The sequence below is a fragment of the Algibacter sp. L3A6 genome (assembly GCF_009796825.1).
GTDB lineage: Bacteria > Bacteroidota > Bacteroidia > Flavobacteriales > Flavobacteriaceae > Algibacter.
Window position 1 is genome coordinate 4455093 of record NZ_CP047030.1, and the last position, 17917, is coordinate 4473009.

16 protein-coding genes are annotated in these 17917 nt (G+C 32.4%); 7 read left to right on the forward strand and 9 right to left on the reverse strand.

Going from position 1 to position 17917, the window contains the following annotated elements; translation table 11 throughout:
• Positions 1–69 precede the first annotated feature (69 nt).
• The 3 genes from tssD to GQR98_RS18290 are packed head-to-tail and all read left to right on the forward strand — an operon-like array spanning position 70 to position 2554.
• Positions 70–756 carry a type VI secretion system tube protein TssD gene (tssD, locus tag GQR98_RS18280; protein WP_159020863.1) on the forward strand — a complete coding sequence of 229 codons (687 nt, stop codon included), beginning with the start codon at positions 70–72 and terminating at the stop codon, positions 754–756.
• Positions 757–759: 3 nt separating this feature from the next.
• Positions 760–1905: a hypothetical protein gene (locus GQR98_RS18285; protein ID WP_159020865.1), complete on the forward strand. Its 1146-nt coding sequence runs from the start codon at positions 760–762 to the stop codon at positions 1903–1905.
• A 10-nt stretch (positions 1906–1915) separates the two neighbouring features.
• Complete coding sequence (locus GQR98_RS18290) at positions 1916–2554, forward strand: hypothetical protein (protein WP_159020867.1); 639 nt, start codon at positions 1916–1918, stop codon at positions 2552–2554.
• 136 nt (positions 2555–2690) lie between these two features.
• Here the strand turns inward: GQR98_RS18290 and GQR98_RS18295 are convergent, their stop codons facing one another.
• Together GQR98_RS18295 and GQR98_RS18300 are read right to left on the reverse strand one after the other, a co-directional pair.
• A complete protein-coding gene (locus GQR98_RS18295; protein WP_159020868.1) occupies positions 2691–4040 on the reverse strand; it encodes a type VI secretion system contractile sheath protein TssC in 1350 nt (449 codons plus the stop codon).
• Between the two features lie 5 nt (positions 4041–4045).
• Positions 4046–4483: a hypothetical protein gene (locus tag GQR98_RS18300; protein WP_159020869.1), complete on the reverse strand. Its 438-nt coding sequence runs from the start codon at positions 4481–4483 to the stop codon at positions 4046–4048.
• A 326-nt stretch (positions 4484–4809) separates the two neighbouring features.
• Between GQR98_RS18300 and GQR98_RS18305 the strand changes: the two genes are divergently transcribed.
• The 3 genes from GQR98_RS18305 (at position 4810) to GQR98_RS18315 (ending at position 5619) form a co-directional block, all read left to right on the forward strand.
• On the forward strand, positions 4810–5007 hold the full coding sequence (locus GQR98_RS18305) for a hypothetical protein (RefSeq protein ID WP_159020870.1): 198 nt from the start codon (positions 4810–4812) through the stop codon (positions 5005–5007).
• 79 nt (positions 5008–5086) lie between these two features.
• Positions 5087–5266: a hypothetical protein gene (locus GQR98_RS18310; RefSeq protein WP_159020872.1), complete on the forward strand. Its 180-nt coding sequence runs from the start codon at positions 5087–5089 to the stop codon at positions 5264–5266.
• Positions 5267–5271: 5 nt separating this feature from the next.
• On the forward strand, positions 5272–5619 hold the full coding sequence (locus GQR98_RS18315; RefSeq protein ID WP_159020874.1) for a hypothetical protein: 348 nt from the start codon (positions 5272–5274) through the stop codon (positions 5617–5619).
• A gap of 3 nt (positions 5620–5622) precedes the next feature.
• Here the strand turns inward: GQR98_RS18315 and GQR98_RS18320 are convergent, their stop codons facing one another.
• The gene (locus tag GQR98_RS18320; RefSeq protein WP_159020876.1) at positions 5623–7227 is read right to left on the reverse strand and encodes a beta-N-acetylhexosaminidase; all 1605 of its coding nucleotides are present in this window, start codon (positions 7225–7227) and stop codon (positions 5623–5625) included.
• Positions 7228–7509: 282 nt separating this feature from the next.
• Here GQR98_RS18320 and GQR98_RS18325 point away from each other — a divergent pair, with 282 nt between their 5' ends.
• Complete coding sequence (locus tag GQR98_RS18325) at positions 7510–8532, forward strand: LacI family DNA-binding transcriptional regulator (protein ID WP_159020878.1); 1023 nt, start codon at positions 7510–7512, stop codon at positions 8530–8532.
• 26 nt (positions 8533–8558) lie between these two features.
• Here the strand turns inward: GQR98_RS18325 and GQR98_RS18330 are convergent, their stop codons facing one another.
• The 6 genes from GQR98_RS18330 to GQR98_RS18355 all read right to left on the reverse strand — a co-directional run bounded on the left by GQR98_RS18330 (position 8559) and on the right by GQR98_RS18355 (position 17781).
• The gene (locus GQR98_RS18330; RefSeq protein WP_199270241.1) at positions 8559–10118 is read right to left on the reverse strand and encodes a family 20 glycosylhydrolase; all 1560 of its coding nucleotides are present in this window, start codon (positions 10116–10118) and stop codon (positions 8559–8561) included.
• A gap of 44 nt (positions 10119–10162) precedes the next feature.
• Positions 10163–10969 (reverse strand): 6-phosphogluconolactonase, encoded by an 807-nt coding sequence (locus tag GQR98_RS18335; protein ID WP_199270242.1) that lies wholly within the window; start codon positions 10967–10969, stop codon positions 10163–10165.
• Between the two features lie 82 nt (positions 10970–11051).
• Positions 11052–11798, reverse strand: coding sequence for a glycoside hydrolase family 16 protein (locus GQR98_RS18340; protein ID WP_159020880.1), 747 nt, complete (start codon positions 11796–11798; stop codon positions 11052–11054).
• A gap of 17 nt (positions 11799–11815) precedes the next feature.
• Positions 11816–13261, reverse strand: a complete 1446-nt coding sequence (locus tag GQR98_RS18345) for a DNRLRE domain-containing protein (RefSeq protein WP_159020882.1) — start codon at positions 13259–13261, stop codon at positions 11816–11818.
• Positions 13262–13305: 44 nt separating this feature from the next.
• Positions 13306–14676 (reverse strand): RagB/SusD family nutrient uptake outer membrane protein, encoded by a 1371-nt coding sequence (locus GQR98_RS18350; protein ID WP_159020884.1) that lies wholly within the window; start codon positions 14674–14676, stop codon positions 13306–13308.
• 12 nt (positions 14677–14688) lie between these two features.
• Positions 14689–17781 carry a SusC/RagA family TonB-linked outer membrane protein gene (locus GQR98_RS18355; RefSeq protein WP_159020886.1) on the reverse strand — a complete coding sequence of 1031 codons (3093 nt, stop codon included), beginning with the start codon at positions 17779–17781 and terminating at the stop codon, positions 14689–14691.
• Positions 17782–17917: the final 136 nt, after the last annotated feature.

Here is a 17917-nt window from a genome sequence, read left to right on the forward strand (position 1 = left end):
AAAAACCTTAATCTTCAAATATTAAGGTTTTTTTTTTACCTTGTTTCCAACTAATTAAAACGCATATAAGTGTCATTTAAAGCAAAACTATATATAGAAGGCCAAGAGCGAAACCTACTAAACTCAGTTCTAGTTTACTCACAAATAGCCGATTACAATGGCAGGCCCACACAACTGCCCGTTAGTGAGCCTTTACAACTTGCTTTCGAGTCTACTAAAGACGACGAGTTGTTTTATAATTACATGTTCCATCCAGACCGCATGTTTAAAGGATACATTCGTTTTTTTAAACGCGATGGCTTCCAAAAAGATTTTGATATTGAGTTTGCCAATGCACATATTATTAATTTATACGAGCATTTTTCATCTACAGGCGATGATCCAATGTATATGCACATTATAATATCTTATGGTATTAGTCGTGTTAGAGGAACTATTCATGAAAAAAAATGGAATCCTAGTAATCCGTTTGAAGAGGTTGAGGAGACAGCTACTCAAGAAGAAGAAACTTCTATTCTTGATTTGTACTACGAAAATAGTGAAGGAGAACAAATATCTAAACTTCGAAAAAATAAAACTGTCTTTCTTTTAATTAATACAAGTGGTATGGTCGGTAAATCTATCGATTTAGACTTAAGCGATAGTGATTTCAATTTCGAATATAATGGAGAATTATTAGAAAATGACCAGTTATTAGGTCTGGAAGTTACTGCCGACACGATGAAAGTAGAATTAATCGCAAAAAAACAAAACTAAGCTATGCCTACTGCAACACAATCAGACAACTCTAGTAACTCGAAAACTTCATCTGGTTTATTAATGGATGAGTTTTTACCATTGGTAAAAGTCACTCCTCAAGAAATAAAAGATCCTCGTGAAAACACCTATTTAATTGATGGTGATACTTTATCTGATGTTAAAGATAAAAACGGTAAGAACGAAGAAACCACATTATCAAAATATATAGACGAAGATGAACGAACTTTTATTACGCAACAATTAACAACTTCAAAAGATAAAATAAAACTTTCTTTTAAAGTTAAGAAAGGGTCTGTGGATAGTGATGATGACGATGGTATTATAAGCGTACATTTATCTGAGAAGGATCCTGAAATAAAGATAACAAGCAAACAAGAATTTACGGCATCATATAATACAGAATTTAATTTAGAGCTAGAATTTACAGCAAAAACTAGTAAGGCATTTTATATTGATTTTCATGCTAAAGACGATGACAATGAAGAGTGGAATGTAGGAGAACTCAAAAATGTGCATTGTGGGAGGATTAAGGTAATTTTCAAGTTCGGAGATAGAATAGGTATTCGACTTACCTCAAATATAGAAGGTTTAATAAGAACTCCATCAGGCTACGATGAACCACCTACTTATAGTGAACCTTTAAAAACCTTTGACGTAGCTAATGTTTATCAAAATCCTTATGGAATGTGTTTTGCTGTTTCAATGGCAAGAGTTAGAAAGGCTTACCTGGATGAATTTGGTGTTGAAGTAATTAGCCTAAATTTATCGGGTCAAGATTATTTATATTCTGGGACTGTAGTTAATAATATACCCCCAACATATTTTGGTTATGGTGTAGGAGGAACACTCGCTATGAAAGGTTATGCCGAACTAGTTTCTGAATCTGAAATCTGGGAAGGTAAATTGAAAGAAGGGGCAATGATTCAATATTGGAATGGAACTTCTTTAAGCAAAGTTTTAAAAAAAATAAAAAAACGAGATGTAAATGATCCTCAATATGGCCATTCGGTTGTTTTTAAATCCTATATTAAAATTGGTAGCAAAATAACAGGAATGAAAATTTATGATTATTCAGGAATTTACAAACAAATTTTTAAAGTTGAAAGTAAAATTGTTCTTGGGGCGAACTTAAAAGATATTCAATAAAATAAATTCAATGAAATATATACTTATATTTTTATTAGCAATCGGACTTTCTTGTAAACAGTCAAAAGAAAAATCAGTAGAATATGATGATATAATATCAAAAAATGACTCAATAAAACCAACAACTACAACTCCTAATATCGCAAAACCCAGCCAAATTAAAATCTGTGATGAAAGCTTTAGAACATCTTCCGCTTCATTGAATAAATTCATGGCATCAAAGAAAATAACATACCATGATTCTATAAAAGAAAGTATTTTATATTACCCAACACCTCAAGTTTTTAGCTCCTTATTTAAAGCAGAATCCATCAACTGTATACTATCTTCATCAGCTGGCCCATACCTTTCATTTGAATTATTTTACGACACATCTATAAAAGCCGAAAATATTTATGATGACTTATATACTTACAACAAAAATTATGAGAGTAAACAGGATATAGAAGGAAATTATCATGATTTTTTTAAAAGAGGGTTAATTTTAATATTGAATAAAAATGACAATATTATTACAATGATTAATTTTAATCCATTTTACGATAATAGCCTTCCAAAACAAGTGCGACAATATTTTTCTAAAAATAAAAATGAATTTGACAGGGTCTTTATGAGCACAGGGATTAAAACGGCTGAAGAATTTAAGTAGCTCATTCTACTTTCTATATTTTTTAATTCGATAAAACAGTATTGACGTAAGTGTCTTGTATCAACATATGTCAACAAGTTCAAATTTTCATTATACTATGGGGCTTACACAGCTTTTAATGCAGCGTGAATTACCACTACCCCCTAGCCTTTTGCTCATAAGACGCTTCCCAAGTATTAGCCTTACCTGAACCACCAATTTTACCATCCAACCTAATTAAGAAGTTTTTAGCAGGAAAATAAGGTTCCATATGTAATTCTAAGTAAACACGATCTTTATGTTGGGAGTCTTGTTCTAAACGCTTTATGGCAAAACTCTCAATCAATTTTTGTGATCCTGTGTTATTATCTAAAAAATCTACTATTTCCCGCATAAATTCTTTTCTAGTACGGACATTAAAATTCTCAAAAGTTTTTCTGTTAAAATAATCGATAAGCGCCTTGCTTACGTAATCAAAGACTCTAACCACAGAATAAGTTTGTAGCCCTAAATTATCACCATTAAACATTGTTTTGGCCGAAAAAGCTATAATCTCGCCATTTTTATAAACCATCGGAATTAAACCAAGGCGCTCCAATGATGCTAAATCATTTTTTTTGAGATCAAAACTTACACCTCCAATTCTTGCCAAAACACCAAACTTTGTTCCAGCACTCGCTTGAGACATTTTATTACTGTAAATTTTACCTGCTAAGGATGTAGATGGCGGAATGTATAAATCATCGTCCTCATTAATGTAATCATGCCTACCTCTACCAACCAACCAATTACAGGTCATGATGGTATTCGACAAGAAAATATCTGCTCGAACATGGTCTGTACTTTCAAATAGTTCTACCACATCATCTGGACCATCCAAATGAGCAAAATCTGTAATTAATAACACTTTATTATCATGAGCTATTTTAGCCCATTTATCTAAAACCATATTACTTCCTAAATACCCTGGAATAATTAAAAGTGAGTAATTATCAACTAAATCTAACCTATCATAAGCATCGTTAATTTCATTGCGCACAGCATCAATAAACACAGGATTATCTAAATCTTTTAGCTGTTCTAAATCGGCATTTAAAATGGTTAAATTATGTACCTTTTTTTTCTGTGTATTTTCAAAAAACAAAGCAACAGATTTGTACGCCACCTCCAAATCTTTAGATTTCTGCACCAACAAGTTTAAATTTTTAATATAATTTAAACCGGTATCTGTTATTTTCTGCGAGGTAGAATCTATCATCTCATCAGTTTCAGCATCCTCTTTAAGTATTTCTTCCCATAAATCAAGAGTTAATAAAAGCTCTTCTTTATCTTTTTTACTTACAGATGTTTTTAAAAAGTTATGCTTTTCTTGAGGCTTGTTAGAGTTCAAATATCTTAATTCTGGAATAATGGTTTCCAAAACATCAAAACTTAAATCTTCTAATTGATTAATCTCAAAATCGCGATTATTTTCACTTTCAGAACTTTTATCTTGAATTAATGACATCTATATTATGAGTTTTTTATTTCTTTTTTTAAATCTTGAATTTTTTTCAAAAGAGCTGTTTTAGAATCCTTGTTTTTAAGGAGTTCTTTTAACTCGCTATTATTTTGTAATTTATTTACAATATCAAAATAGATCCGTTTTTTAAGTTCCAACTCTGTTAAAAAATCACTTCTTGAAACTATTTTTTCAACTTCAAAATCCAACATATCGGTAAAACGAATAGTTTCCTTAACCATGCCTTTATCTAGGTTATCAAAAACGACATTTACACTCGGTTTAAAGTGCTTAAAAACGGCTTCGGTATTTTGCAACCCTTTTACAACCTCGGGTAGTAATGGTGGTAAATCTGTTAATTTCTGAATTAACAGAGATTTGTTTGACGGGATTTCCTGAACACCATCGTTGTTTTTAGAGCTTCCATCGAATCCAAAATTAATCGCCATAATTAGTGTAATTTATTAAAAAATTAAAAATATACAATTGAGTTGGAATATTACTACTATTTTACTCATAAGCTCATTTTTTTCGTTTCTTATTAAATTTTATAACACCAATAATTGAAGTTTTTCTAGCTTTATTTCACTCAATATTCAAAGAACATTCTAAGCAAAACCACTTAATCAATTATAACGTGAAAAGCATCCGAGTTCACCACTAAAACTCTTTAAGACAAAGTAATGGTTCTACTTTAACCATTTTAACACCCATTTTCATCTTTTCCACAAGCTGTACTTGTTTCATCTTTGTACTATCATTAAAAACAAAGAAAATGAAACTCAAATTAATACTATTTATCAGTCTTATAACATGCAGTCTAGGTTTTTCACAAACTAAATTAGCAGACGAAAACAAATTTCAATTTGCAGAGGATGAACATTTTTTAGACGGGTATTCCTTAAACTTTCAATATCAAGATGGAAAAGCTATACATATGGAGTTTAACGACGGAAAATCGCTATATGAATAGATTTTCAGGCCCATGAAAAGGTAATAGAAACGCGGACACTCCATACCGATTACGGAGAATAGGAGAAAACTTACATATCGTGAATTGGCATCAAACAGGAAAAAAAGATTATTTAACCATAGTTTTTGTTTTTGATTTTGATTTTGATTTTGATAAAATGATAATACATAGTTCTATTATTATAGCCTATGAAAACAAACTAGAAAGAACATTAAAAACTGTATTTTCAACTGGAGTTATTGATCATTTAAAAAAGTAATATAAATGTACGTTCTCAAAAGAAATTACAGGTGGATCATTGTTATACTGTTGGCTACATTACCCTTACTAGCAATTATCACAACGGTGAATATCGATTTTTCTAATGAAATTTCCATTTCATTGGTAGAAAATACGACAGGCGAAGGAAAAACAACCCTCGAAATGTTATCATCTTCGGTTTTTAAAATTCAACTGAAAAGTGATGTTATAAAAAACTCAGAATTTAAACCTGGATATTTTTTACGATTAGGAATCGGAATTGGTAATGATTACTTGACCTTAAAAGATAAAGTAAGAAGTTATAGTGAAAACATAAAAAGACTTCTTACTATTAAAGATTTCTTCATTTAATTATTATTTAAAATCTTTATGATATTCTATACCTGATAGCTCCCAACGTTTCTTGTATTTATTTAGTGATTCTTTAAAAACCTCATAATCTTTATTAACTTTAGAAGTCCAACCTACTTCTGCATAAGCAGCAATTCTAGGAAATACCTGGTTGTTCATTTGCTGTACCGTAGGAATCCATTCACTCCACATTTGGCAACCCGAACCTAAAATTTTATCATGATATTTTTCATCTACACCTTCCGGAATAGGATCGAAAGAATAAGCTTTAGAAAGCGGTAAATTTTTATAATTATAATCTAAATAAGTCATGGAATGTAATGAATTCACAATATCGTAACCATTAGTAACCGCTTCATTAATAAGGTCTACATTTCCTTTCCAAAAGTGCACAATAGCAGATTTAGCTAATTTCTGCTCCACTTCCACATCTGCATCTTCTTGCCATTCGTGCACATTAGCGCCTAGTATTTCATTCCACCCCATCATTCTGTGGTTTTTACTTTCCATAAAACTTGACATTTGGTTGGTGAAAAATATTTGAAGATCTGCAGGAGAAGATAATCCTTCTTCTTTTATTTTATTTTGTATCATTTCGGAGTTTTTCCAAACATCAAACATCACCTCATCTCCGCCAATATGGACAACATTACCAGGAAAAAGCTCGAATACTTCTTCAAGAACATCTGTTAGAAATTGATAAACTTTTGGATCGGCTATATTGAAAGAATCGTCCAACTTACCAAAAAACTCAGGAACCTTAGTATTTGCTCCTAAAATCCCCAACCAAGGGTAAGATGCTATCGCAGCCATGGCATGACCAGGCATTTCTATCTCAGGAACTATTAAAATTTGTCTTTCTTCAGCATAAGCAATAATATCTTTTATCTCTTCTTGTGTATAAAAACCTTGATGCGGATATCCATAGCGTTCATCACTTTTTCTAACAGATTGCGTGTCTTCTCTGTAACCGCCTACTTTAGTTAAATTAGGGTATTTTTTAATCTCAATTCTCCAACCTTGATCGTCTGTAAGATGCCAATGAAACACGTTCATTTTAAGCAACGCCATTTGGTCTAATAAATTTTTAACCACTTGCGAACCTTTAAAATGTCGAGACTCATCGAGCATAAAAGAACGCCATCCAAAACGTGGTTTATCGGTAATTTCTACTTGCGGAATTAATACTTTTTTGTTCAATTGTTTAGAAAACTCAAAATCACTAGGTAATAATTGCCTCAAAGATTGAATGCCATAAAACAAACCTGTATTTGATGATGCCTCAATTAAAACCTGCTTTTTAGAAGTTGTAAGGTAGTACCCTTCATTTCCTAAAGACGTTTTCATTTCAGGATTTATTTTTAATACAATACCTCTTCCTTTTTGCTTAATCTTTGTTTTAGTTCCAAAAGCATCATCCAAAATAGCAGCTAAATAATCCGCTTGATTTCTAGATATTTCATCGGAGACAATAGCCGTTTTATTATTCAATTCATAAAAACCATCTCCAATAGACACCTCCATAGGTCGTGGTATAATGTTAACTTGAGCATGGCTTAAAGCGATAAAAAAAAGAAGAAAAATATTAAGTATTTTAAACGTTTTCATAATGAATTTAGGCTTGAGTTTTAGCGATTAAATTATTTCTCATTGCTCTTTCTTTTGAAAAATGAGGTACAATTTTATTCGCATTAAGAATGAATAACAAATTTAGCATATTTTTCAATCTATGCAAACGTTTGCATAACTATTTTTAGCTATTAAAGATATTTATAAATTAAATTCATTTAATTTGTATTATTTTCAATGAAAACCTCAACATAATGTAAGTTTTTATTTTAACAGTAAAATACAGAACAACCTTAACAGCAAACGTTTGTTGTATTTAATATGAAGAACACTAGAATAACCTTAAAAGATTTAGCTAAAGAATTAAACCTATCGCCCTCTACCATATCTAGAGCTTTAGCTAACAATCCTGCCATTAGTGATTCTACAAAAAAGAAGGTCCAAAAACGGGCTGAAGAATTAGGCTTTATACCTAACTCTATTGCTTCGAGTTTTAGAAAGAAAAAAACGCAAACTATAGGTGTTATTGTCCCTCGAATTGATATCCATTTCCACTCACTGGTTATAAGCGGCATTGAAGAGTTTGCATACAACAACGGCTATAATGTTACCATATTTCAATCTAAAGACTCGCTTAAAAGAGAAAAGGAAATTATAAAAATTCTTCAAAATAAAATGGTTGATGGCGTTATTGTATGCTTAGGTATAGAAACTAAAAACTGTGATCATTTTAAAAAAATCAATAAACTAGGTATTCCGCTAGTTTTTTATGATCGTGTACCGACTGATTTTGATGCCAATAAAATAATTATAAACGATTTTGAATCGGCCTATTTAGCGACTGAACATCTTATTAAAAATGGTTGCAACCGAATTGGTCATATTTCTGGTAGCCAAACCACTAACATATTTAAAGCACGTTTAGAAGGATATAAAGCAGCTCTGAAACATTACAAATTACCTATAGAAGAATCATTAATATTATTCACCAATAACCTTAGTTATGACGAAGGTGTAGCGTGTGCCGAAACATACTTAAAAAGCCCATTAAAACCAGATGGTATATTTTGTGCTAACGATTATACAGCAGTAAGTGTAATTCAAGTATTTAGAAAAGCCAAAATAAATATTCCTGAAGATGTGGCTATTGTTGGTTTTAGTAATTATCCTATTTCTAAAATTATAGAACCTCATTTAACAACTATTAATGACCGTGCTTTTCAAATGGGAGAAGCAGCCACCAAATTATTAATTCGCCAAATTGAAGAAAAGGATGAATCTATAGTATCTGAAACTATTACTTTAAAAACAGAACTGATAGTTCGTGAGTCTAGTACAAGGTAATAATTTCAGACCATATAGTTGTTTTATTATTTTAATTTAGCCAATCGATCATAAAGCGTATGAACAGCTTGTACTCGTAATTTATTCTGTTCTTCTAGTTCTGCATCATAAAGAAATCCTTTATTAAGCGCTATAAATCTTTTGTCTAACTGCTTAGCATCTTCTAAAATAACATCTAATTCTTTAAGTAATATTGGTACTTGAGACCTGGTGAAATCCGGTGCATTATATTTAATATCTACCGCTTTAAAATCTAAATAATGCACTCTTAAATCGGCCATTAATTTAAACTGATTAAATTCTGCTTCATGGCGTTTTGGTTTTAATTTTACCAGTTCGTCTCTAAGCACATTATATTTAGCTTTAACTGCTGCCACGCTTTCACTTTTAGCTGGCTTTCCGTAGCTTACAAGTTCCGGTTCAGCTAATAAAAAATTCCAAAATTTTAGTCCGTCTTTCTTGCTAAAACCAAACCTATTTTTGGCATATTCTATTACAAAATCTTCAGGTTTTATAGGTGTTTTCAGGTTGATAGCTTCGGCATAACTTGCCATTAAAATTCTAAAACCAGATAATGGATATGTATTTCTAATTTGAACCATATCTACCACATCATAATTAACATCCCAAGTAAACCCATAAACGCCTGAAGTAGACCAAGAGGTTAAAACCATGCCTTCATATCCTGCTTCTCTTGCATACGGAATAAATTCTTTCTGGTTTTTAAAATGCGTTGCCCAATCTGTAACATACCAATTATCTGGATGCGACCTAATAGCGGGAGCTCCCCAAAACGTAAAGCCCAATTCTTGAAGTTTGGGTATATCTCCAAAATGGTTTATTCTCCATCCATAATTCCAATCTATAAAAATAGTTTCTTTTGGTAAATCGGCTGCTGCTTCGGGATGTTTCAAAATAATATCAGCCCACATCACTGGCTTCTTACCTAAGTCAATAACGAGTTCGGTTATCATCTTCATGTAATCTACAAATAATTTCGATTTCCCTTCTTCCTTTACCTTTAATTGACATTTTTCGCAGTGCCCCAACAAATAAGTTTCATCGCCACCAATATGAATATAATCTGAATTATGAGTTTTTACCAAATCGGAAAACAAATCCTTAAAAAGCGCTTTACTTTCCATAGCTTCCATAGGGCATAATTGCGAAATATCTTTTCTATCTTCTTTTAAGTTGTTATATCTCGGGTTTCTTAAAATGTACTCTACATGCCCCAAACTTTGTTGCAAGGGAATCACTTTAATTCCTAAACTATCACAGTGTGCAATAAAATCTTTTACCTCTTGTGGTGTATATGAGTATTTGTTAGATATCACAGCATGTTTTTCATAAGGATAAGTACCTTCCCACTCCATAACCAAGGTATTAATACCCATCTCGGAAAGCTCGTCCGCAAGCGTTTTAAGCGCTTCAGGCGTCATTACTTGTATACGAAGGTCCAAATGAAAACCTTTTACTTTAAAATCTTCGGTAGAAGCTACTGTTTGTGCATTAATATTAAACGAAGTAGTGAGCATAACACTTAATAGTAACAAATATTTTAATATATTTTTATAATTCATCATATCCTTATCTACAATTTATCTTAGGGCTTAAAGTTAATTTTTAATTATGCATTTTGTAACAACTCTACCCCTTTGTACGCTTTTTTATCAAAATAATAACTACAATCGGCATGCGTAGTAAGTATAGAAGCAGGACAAGCGGTGTTAACAGGCTCTGTAAGTGCATTTTTTACAGCATCACTTTTATTAGTTCCTAAAACCACGCAAAACAAATGTTTACCTTTTAATAGCGTAGGTATGGTTAATGTTATTGCATTTTGAGGCACCTTTTCGAAAGACTCGAAACAACCATCATTAACTTGCTGTATGCGACATGCATCATCTAACTCTACGACTTTTACTATTTCCGGATCATTAAAATCGGCTACATGCGGATCATTAAAGGCCAAATGCCCATTCTCTCCTATCCCTAAACAAACAATATCAATAGGTCCTTCTTCTAACAAATTGGTATACCTTTTTATCTCTTCTGATACATTATTATTCACATTAATTATGTTTTTATGTAAAGGCACTTTTGAAAAAATGTTTTTTTCTAAATAAGAAGAAAATAATTGTGGTGAATTAGGTTCTAGCCCTATATATTCATCCATATGAAACGCGACTATCTTATTCCATGCAATCAATTTCGATTGTGTTAAGTACTCCAGCATAGAATCTTGAGATGGTGCTGCTGCAAATACTATCCGTATCTTTTCTTTTGTTTTTTGTAATTTAACGATACACGCTTCAACTGCTTTTCCTGCAGCAATACCTGTTGTGGCCTTGTTAGAAAGAACGTTTATATTCTGTGTAAAATCTAGCATTTCTTTATTAAAAATTATTATTAAAACACAGCGTAGGTGCTTCATGTTAGGTTAGAAAAATTCTGGCCGGTAAGCTAATACCAACCAGAATTTATATAATTGCAGACTAATTCAATAATTATAAAACTTACAGTATTTCTACACAATCTATAATCATTTCTGCGGGTAGATTATTTGTTGGGGCATTCCCTCTAAACAACCAAAGATTTATTTTTAATTTTTCATCATTTTCAGGAGGAATATCACTTCCTGTATATACCCATGTACTAATTACATCTTCTGTATTAGGTTGCAAAGTATGTCCATAGTAACTTGCAAATTCTATGCTACCCGCTTGCCAATCAAAGAAATGCGTTGATAAGTCGCTTTTCAAATTTAAATCGTAACGCGTTTTATTACCCACATTATCTGAAGGTTGAATTGCAAATTGAGAGTCCTGATTTTCAGACTGAGACCATTTAGAAAACTCTATATCGATCTCTTCATTATCGTTTTTATACGTAAAAAGTCCGCCCACAACGTTTTCATCCAATTGGTCTACTCTACTCGCTACATAAAAAACATACTTTTTGTAACCTTGAGATAGACGTAGTGTGACTCCTGAACAGTACCAATAACCACCTTTTTGTACAATTTTTAAGTGTAATCGGCCTTCATCATCTACCCAAACATTATCTTCTGAATCTGAAAACAAATTAGGACCTGGGCCTTGTTTAGCATCATCGGAAGTCCTTACTATCCATTCATAACCCGAAAAATTAATGATTCGCGTTATGGGCTCAATGGGTTGAATGTTTTCATCCTTGGGTGAACTGCAAGAGCTAATGGCTAATAATATTATTACTATATAATGCATAGGGCTATTAATTTTCATGTGTTAGGCTACTAGCACTATTGCACTGTTATATTTATATTGAAAGCATCTAAAGTTGCTCCAGCTTTATCTTTTCCATCAACTATAATAGTATCTTCAGTTCCAGTACCGTTATTAATGTAAACCACATTCATGGCATCAATATCTTCTTGTGTAAAAGTTTCTCCAACTTGTAAAACACTTGCACCTCTAATTAACCAACCGTTTAGTGGTGCTTGCTGAATTGTAAAACTAACATCGGCCGGTATAGATCCAGAAACTTCTAAAACATCATTGTTCAAAGCATAAGCTTCTCCACTATTCACCATAAACCCTGTGTTTTTTTCGATTATTAAAGTTGTACCTCCAGAAGCATATCGTGCAATTAACATAGGCGCAAAGAATCCGCCAGTATTTTCTTTAGAATGGAACTCATCGGTTTCATCTTTACCAGCTTCTTGATCTACCATAAGCGAAATAAGCCCATTTTGATCTAAACCGTTATAATAATCAATGATATCAAATTCAAATTTATCTACTTTTGATGATGTTATTGTAGATATAGGTTCGGTGGTAGGAAAGTTAGCATTATCAAAAGTTAATCCCATTTCCGTCCATGAGGTATCTTCTACATTATAAACATCTACATCAATTCCTTTTGCGGCTGTAAAACTTACTGCTAATTCAAGTTTTAAATCGACTATAACTCCTTCTTTTGTAAAATCTTCTAGGTTATACATTAGAAAAACCTTTCTATCATAACCTCCACTACCAGTCACATTTTTTAATCTCATACGTACATCAGCACCATAATTACGTCCAGAATTGCTTCCACCATTAACATAAGTATCTGCTATTGGAAATATAGTATCTCTTACTATATCGTCAGGCCCCTCTACACTTGTAGAACGTGCTGAAAAATAAACTATAGATGGTAAAATATGAATAACACCGTTGGTTGCTTTTAAGTTGGAAGTAAAAATGCTCCATTGTTTATTGGTGCCTTCATTTACTAACCCCATATAACCACTAGTTCGTGATAAAAAAATGGTTTGACCATTTTCACTCATGTATGGCAACGGATTATTGCTTTCTGAAATATTTGGATCATCAAAAGACACTGTAGCATTTACCACATGATATTTTATAGTATTACGCAAAATTGGCACTGGCACTTCAGACAAATCTGCATATGCGTTATCCTCGAGATACTCTTCAAATGCCAAGTTTGAAGGCGCTATAAATGTTTTGTTAGCACTAGACTCGTACAAACTTTCTGTGTTTGTAAGTTTTATAGCTTCTTCAAAGAGACTTAAAGAGTCTGTTGCTTGTATATATTCCCAAGCATTTACACCTAACGAAGCATTAGAGTTTGAATTCTGATATGAAAAATTCTCTTGAATTTCACAACTGTGAAACAAACTTGTTACGCCAGCAAATAAAACTGCCATAGTAACATATAAAATTGGTTTATTATTTTTCATTTTTTTTGAGTTTAAATTTTATTGAACAATAATGTTTCTTCAGATTATTTATAAAAATCATTCTGTTCTAAGCTAGGATTTCTATTTATCGCATCTTCATGAATAGGCCAAACAAGATTTGCCTCGTCACTTAATCCGTTAATTGGATTCATGGTGCTTATAGCTTTTCCGGTACGAACTAAATCGAACCAACGATGTCCTTCAAAAGATAATTCAATTAATCTTTCATGTAATATTGCAGATTCTAAATCTCCATACAAGCCGTTTGCATCGGCTAGCGTTAGTTCTGTAATACCTGCTCTTTTTCTTATAGTATTTAATAAATCTAGAGCCTCAGTGGTTTCATTTAATTTATTATGAGCTTCTGCTTTTAAAAGCATAATGTCTGCTAACCTCACAAGAACAATATTATTAGCCGATGGGTCTGCACTTTCATCGCTAAAACCTTCTCCAAAGAATTTCCATATTTTTCGTGGATTCTCTTCTGTAGTATCCCAAATAAGATCTTTTCTTAAATCGTCATCTTCAAACGTATCTCTAAAAGATTCACTTGGAAAATAATCACTATCAGCACCAATAGCATATAAAACACGTAAAGAATTGGTTTGCACATCATTATAGCCTACTTCAAAAATGCTTTCATTAGAGTATCCTGAAGTAAATATTCTTGACCAATCGTTTATAGGCACTAATGAATACAAACTATTGTCTATTACTTTTTCAGCAGATTCAACAGCATTTGCATATTCATTTCTCCACATGTATACTTGTGTAAGGAATGCGTGAGCTGCACCTTTTGTTAAGAGTATTCTAGTATTATCTCCACCAAAATTATCTCTACAGTTTTCACTTGCAAAAATAAAATCTTCAACAATTTGATCGAGCACCAATTCTTGATCTGTTTTTGAAATAAAAAATTGTTGATCAACACTTTCGTAAGGTTCGGTAATTAATGGAACATCTCCCCATACTCTAACAGCATAGAAATAAGAGATTGCTCTTAAGGCTCTAGCTTGAGCAATAAGCTGTAAGCTAAATTCACTTTCACCAGCAAAGACACCTGGTATATATTTAATAGCGTAATTTGCACGACTAATGGTTTCATAAATATTATTCCAACTTGCAGATGAAATATCTTGACTAAGAGTGTTTTGTTGTAACGCTAATGGATTGCCAGAATGATTTGTATTTACTGCATCAGCACGCCCCTCTCCCCAATAAGAAAAGTTAACTCGGAATGTAGATTGTAATGCATCATAAATACCATAAACACCGGCCTGAGCATCACTAGATGTTTGATAAAATCCTTGACCAGAAAAACTACTTACTGGATCCTTTTCTAAAACTTGTTCTGAACAGGATACCGCAAGACAAGCAAGAAGCCCTATTCCTATAATATTTTTTATGTATTTCATAATATTTTTATTTTAAAATCCAATATTTAAACCTAACATGATGGTACGACTTTGCGGGTAAGACCCCTCGTCTACACCTTCTCTTAAACCACTATAAGAATTAACATCAGGATCGAAACCTGTATATTTTGTCCAAGTAATAACATTAAGTGCAGAAGCGTAAACTTCCACCTTTCTTAGGCCTAGATTAGACACTACAGCATCAGGAAAATTATACTTTAAATTTATATTTTTAAGTTTTATATAAGATCCATCTTCAACCCAACGGCTTTGAATTCTACTATCCGATTGTAAAGGATCGTCTTGAACAGGCTTTGGAAAATCTGTAACATCACCTTGTTCTCTCCATCTATTTAATGCGTCTGTAGATAAGTTGTTATACCTTACAATAGAATTTCGTTGATGATTTATCTCACTATATATATCGTTTCCGTAAGAAAACTGAAAAAACACACCTAAACTAATGCCTTTATAAGAAAAGTTATTTGTAATCCCTCCAAAGAAATCTGGAGTAGCATCTCCAATAACTTGTCTGTCATTATTATCAATAATATTATTACCATCAACATCTTCCCAAATAGGATCTCCACCTTCAAACACAGCGCCTAAAGCACCGTTGGTAACTTGATTAACGTTGTCTTCATCTCGTGAGTAAACACCATTAAATTTCCAACCATAAAACGTTCCTATTGGACTGCCTTCTTGTAAAATATGGTAGCTACCGTTTTGAATAAAACCATTTGTTAATAAATCTTCAGGTAGCTCTGTAATTTGGTTGCGGTTAGAACTGATATTAAATCCAGTATCCCATTTAAATTCACCAACTAAATTACGTGAGTTAAGCGATAATTCTATCCCTTTATTTTCAATACTCCCAATGTTTTGCGTTACATAAGAAAACCCTGTTGTTCTTGGTATTGGAACATTGTAAAGTAAATCTTCGGTAACTTTTAAATATACATCTGCATTGAATGTTATTCTATTTTTTAAGAAAGACAAATCTAAACCAGCATTATATTGTGTTGTTGTTTCCCATGATAAACCAGAGTTTGGCATTACTGATGGCGCAGCTCCAGAAAAATCTAAATAATTAGCACCAACAGCAAACTCTCCTTGTGCCGTATAGTTACCAATAGACTCATTACCTGTTTGCCCAACACTTAAACGTATTTTAGCATCGTTTACAACTTCTATATTCTTAAAGAAATTCTCGTCTGAAAAACGCCATGCTAAAGAAGCCGATGGAAAATACCCAAATCTTTTATCTTCACCAAACCTTGAAGAGCCATCTGCACGAAGGTTTGCTTCAAACAAATATTTCCCTTTATAATCATAAGACAATCTTCCAAAATAAGATAGTAATGAATGTTCTGTTGTAATGTTTACATCTTGATTAGAAATAGTTCCTGCTCCATTTAAGGTTGTTATATTATCGCTAGAAAAGAACATACCATCTAATCCCGTTCTTTCATATTGCCAATTTTGAAAACTCATACCGGCTAGAGCTCCAAAATTATGATTTTCTCCAAACTGTTTATCCAATGTTAAAAAGGTTTCATTACCCCAAGTTAAATTATTTATAGCACGAACCTCACCGCTATTGTAACCTGCTCGATAATCTAGCGTAGACGGAAGAAATTTATCTTCTTTCATAGAAACATAATCTAAATTAACGTTACTACGCAGCTTTAATCCTTTTACAATATTATATTCAACATATTGATTTCCTATTATACGATTACTTTTATTAAGGTTTGTGGCAAGTTCTGCTAAACCAACTGGATTTCTTCTTCCAAATTGATACCCATTATATGAACCATCTGGCAGATATATTGCAAAAGTTGGAGGACGCACTAATAATTCTCTAATAATACTTAGGTTATTAGCACCCGCAGCATTAATTCGTTTATTAACGCCATTTGTATAAGATATACTTTGACCAAAAGTAAATTTGTCCGAAACTTTAAAATCAACATTTAAACGAGACGTAACTCTTTGGTAATTTGAATTTAAAATAATTCCATCCTGATCTAAAAAAGAAGAACTCCACGAATACTTAACATCATCTGTTCCACCACGTACGGCAAAATCTATTTTATGCTGAGGTGCAATTCTAAGCACTTCATCTTGCCAATCTACATCTCCACTATTTCTGGGGTTTAGAGAATCAATAACAATAGCATTAGGCTGTGTTGGGTTATCCATATTTCTATAAGAATCAATAACCGCATCCCTATATTGGCTCGCGTTTAAAACACTTAATTTACGCGTTAAACTACTAATACCAGTCGAAATATTAACATCTACTTGTGCTTTACCCGATTTCCCACGTTTCGTGGTTATTAAAACAACACCGTTTGCAGCTCGAGAACCATAAATAGCTGTAGACGCTGCATCTTTCAATATCTCAATAGATTGAATATCATTTGGGTTAATATCCGCTAACGGATTTAAACCAAAATTTTCTGTACCATTTAAAGTTGATAGAGAATTGGATTCTATTGGAACACCATCAACAACATAAAGCGGTGTATTTCCAGAGTTTAAAGACGAATTCCCTCTCACCTTTATAGACATCCCTCCTCCTGGAGCACCTGAATTAGAAACAACTTGAACTCCAGCAGCTCTACCCTGTATTGCAGATATAGGATCTTGTAAATTAGATTCGCTAATATCGTCACTACTTATAGAAACTATAGAACCCGTTAAATTTCTTTTCTTTTTAACGCCATAACCAACTATTACCAACTCATCAAGTTCATCAACGTCGGGAGATAAAGCGACGTTAATTTCTTTTTCGCTACCAATTTTAAGTTCCATATCAACATATCCTAAATATGTGAACAGTAAAACATCGTTAGGAGAAACATCACCTATACTGTAAACACCACTCATATCTGATGATACGCCTCTAATTGAGCCTTTTAGAATAATATTTACTCCAAACAAAGACTCTCCTGTTATTTCATCGGTAATCTTACCGGAAACAGTCATATTCTGAGAATACATATGAGCTGTAGAGAAACAAATAGCAAGCAACGCCAAAATTGTTTTACTCTTCCATTTCCATAGACCGAGAAAAGGTTTTTTTGTTAGTTTTTTCATGAATTAAAATTTGTTTATGAGAATTAGTTTTTCAAATATAACTAAAATTAGATTCAATGCAAACGTTTGCATAAAATATTTTAACAATAATCTTAACATTTAACACGATAAAATCAACAAACTGTGGCAATAATTC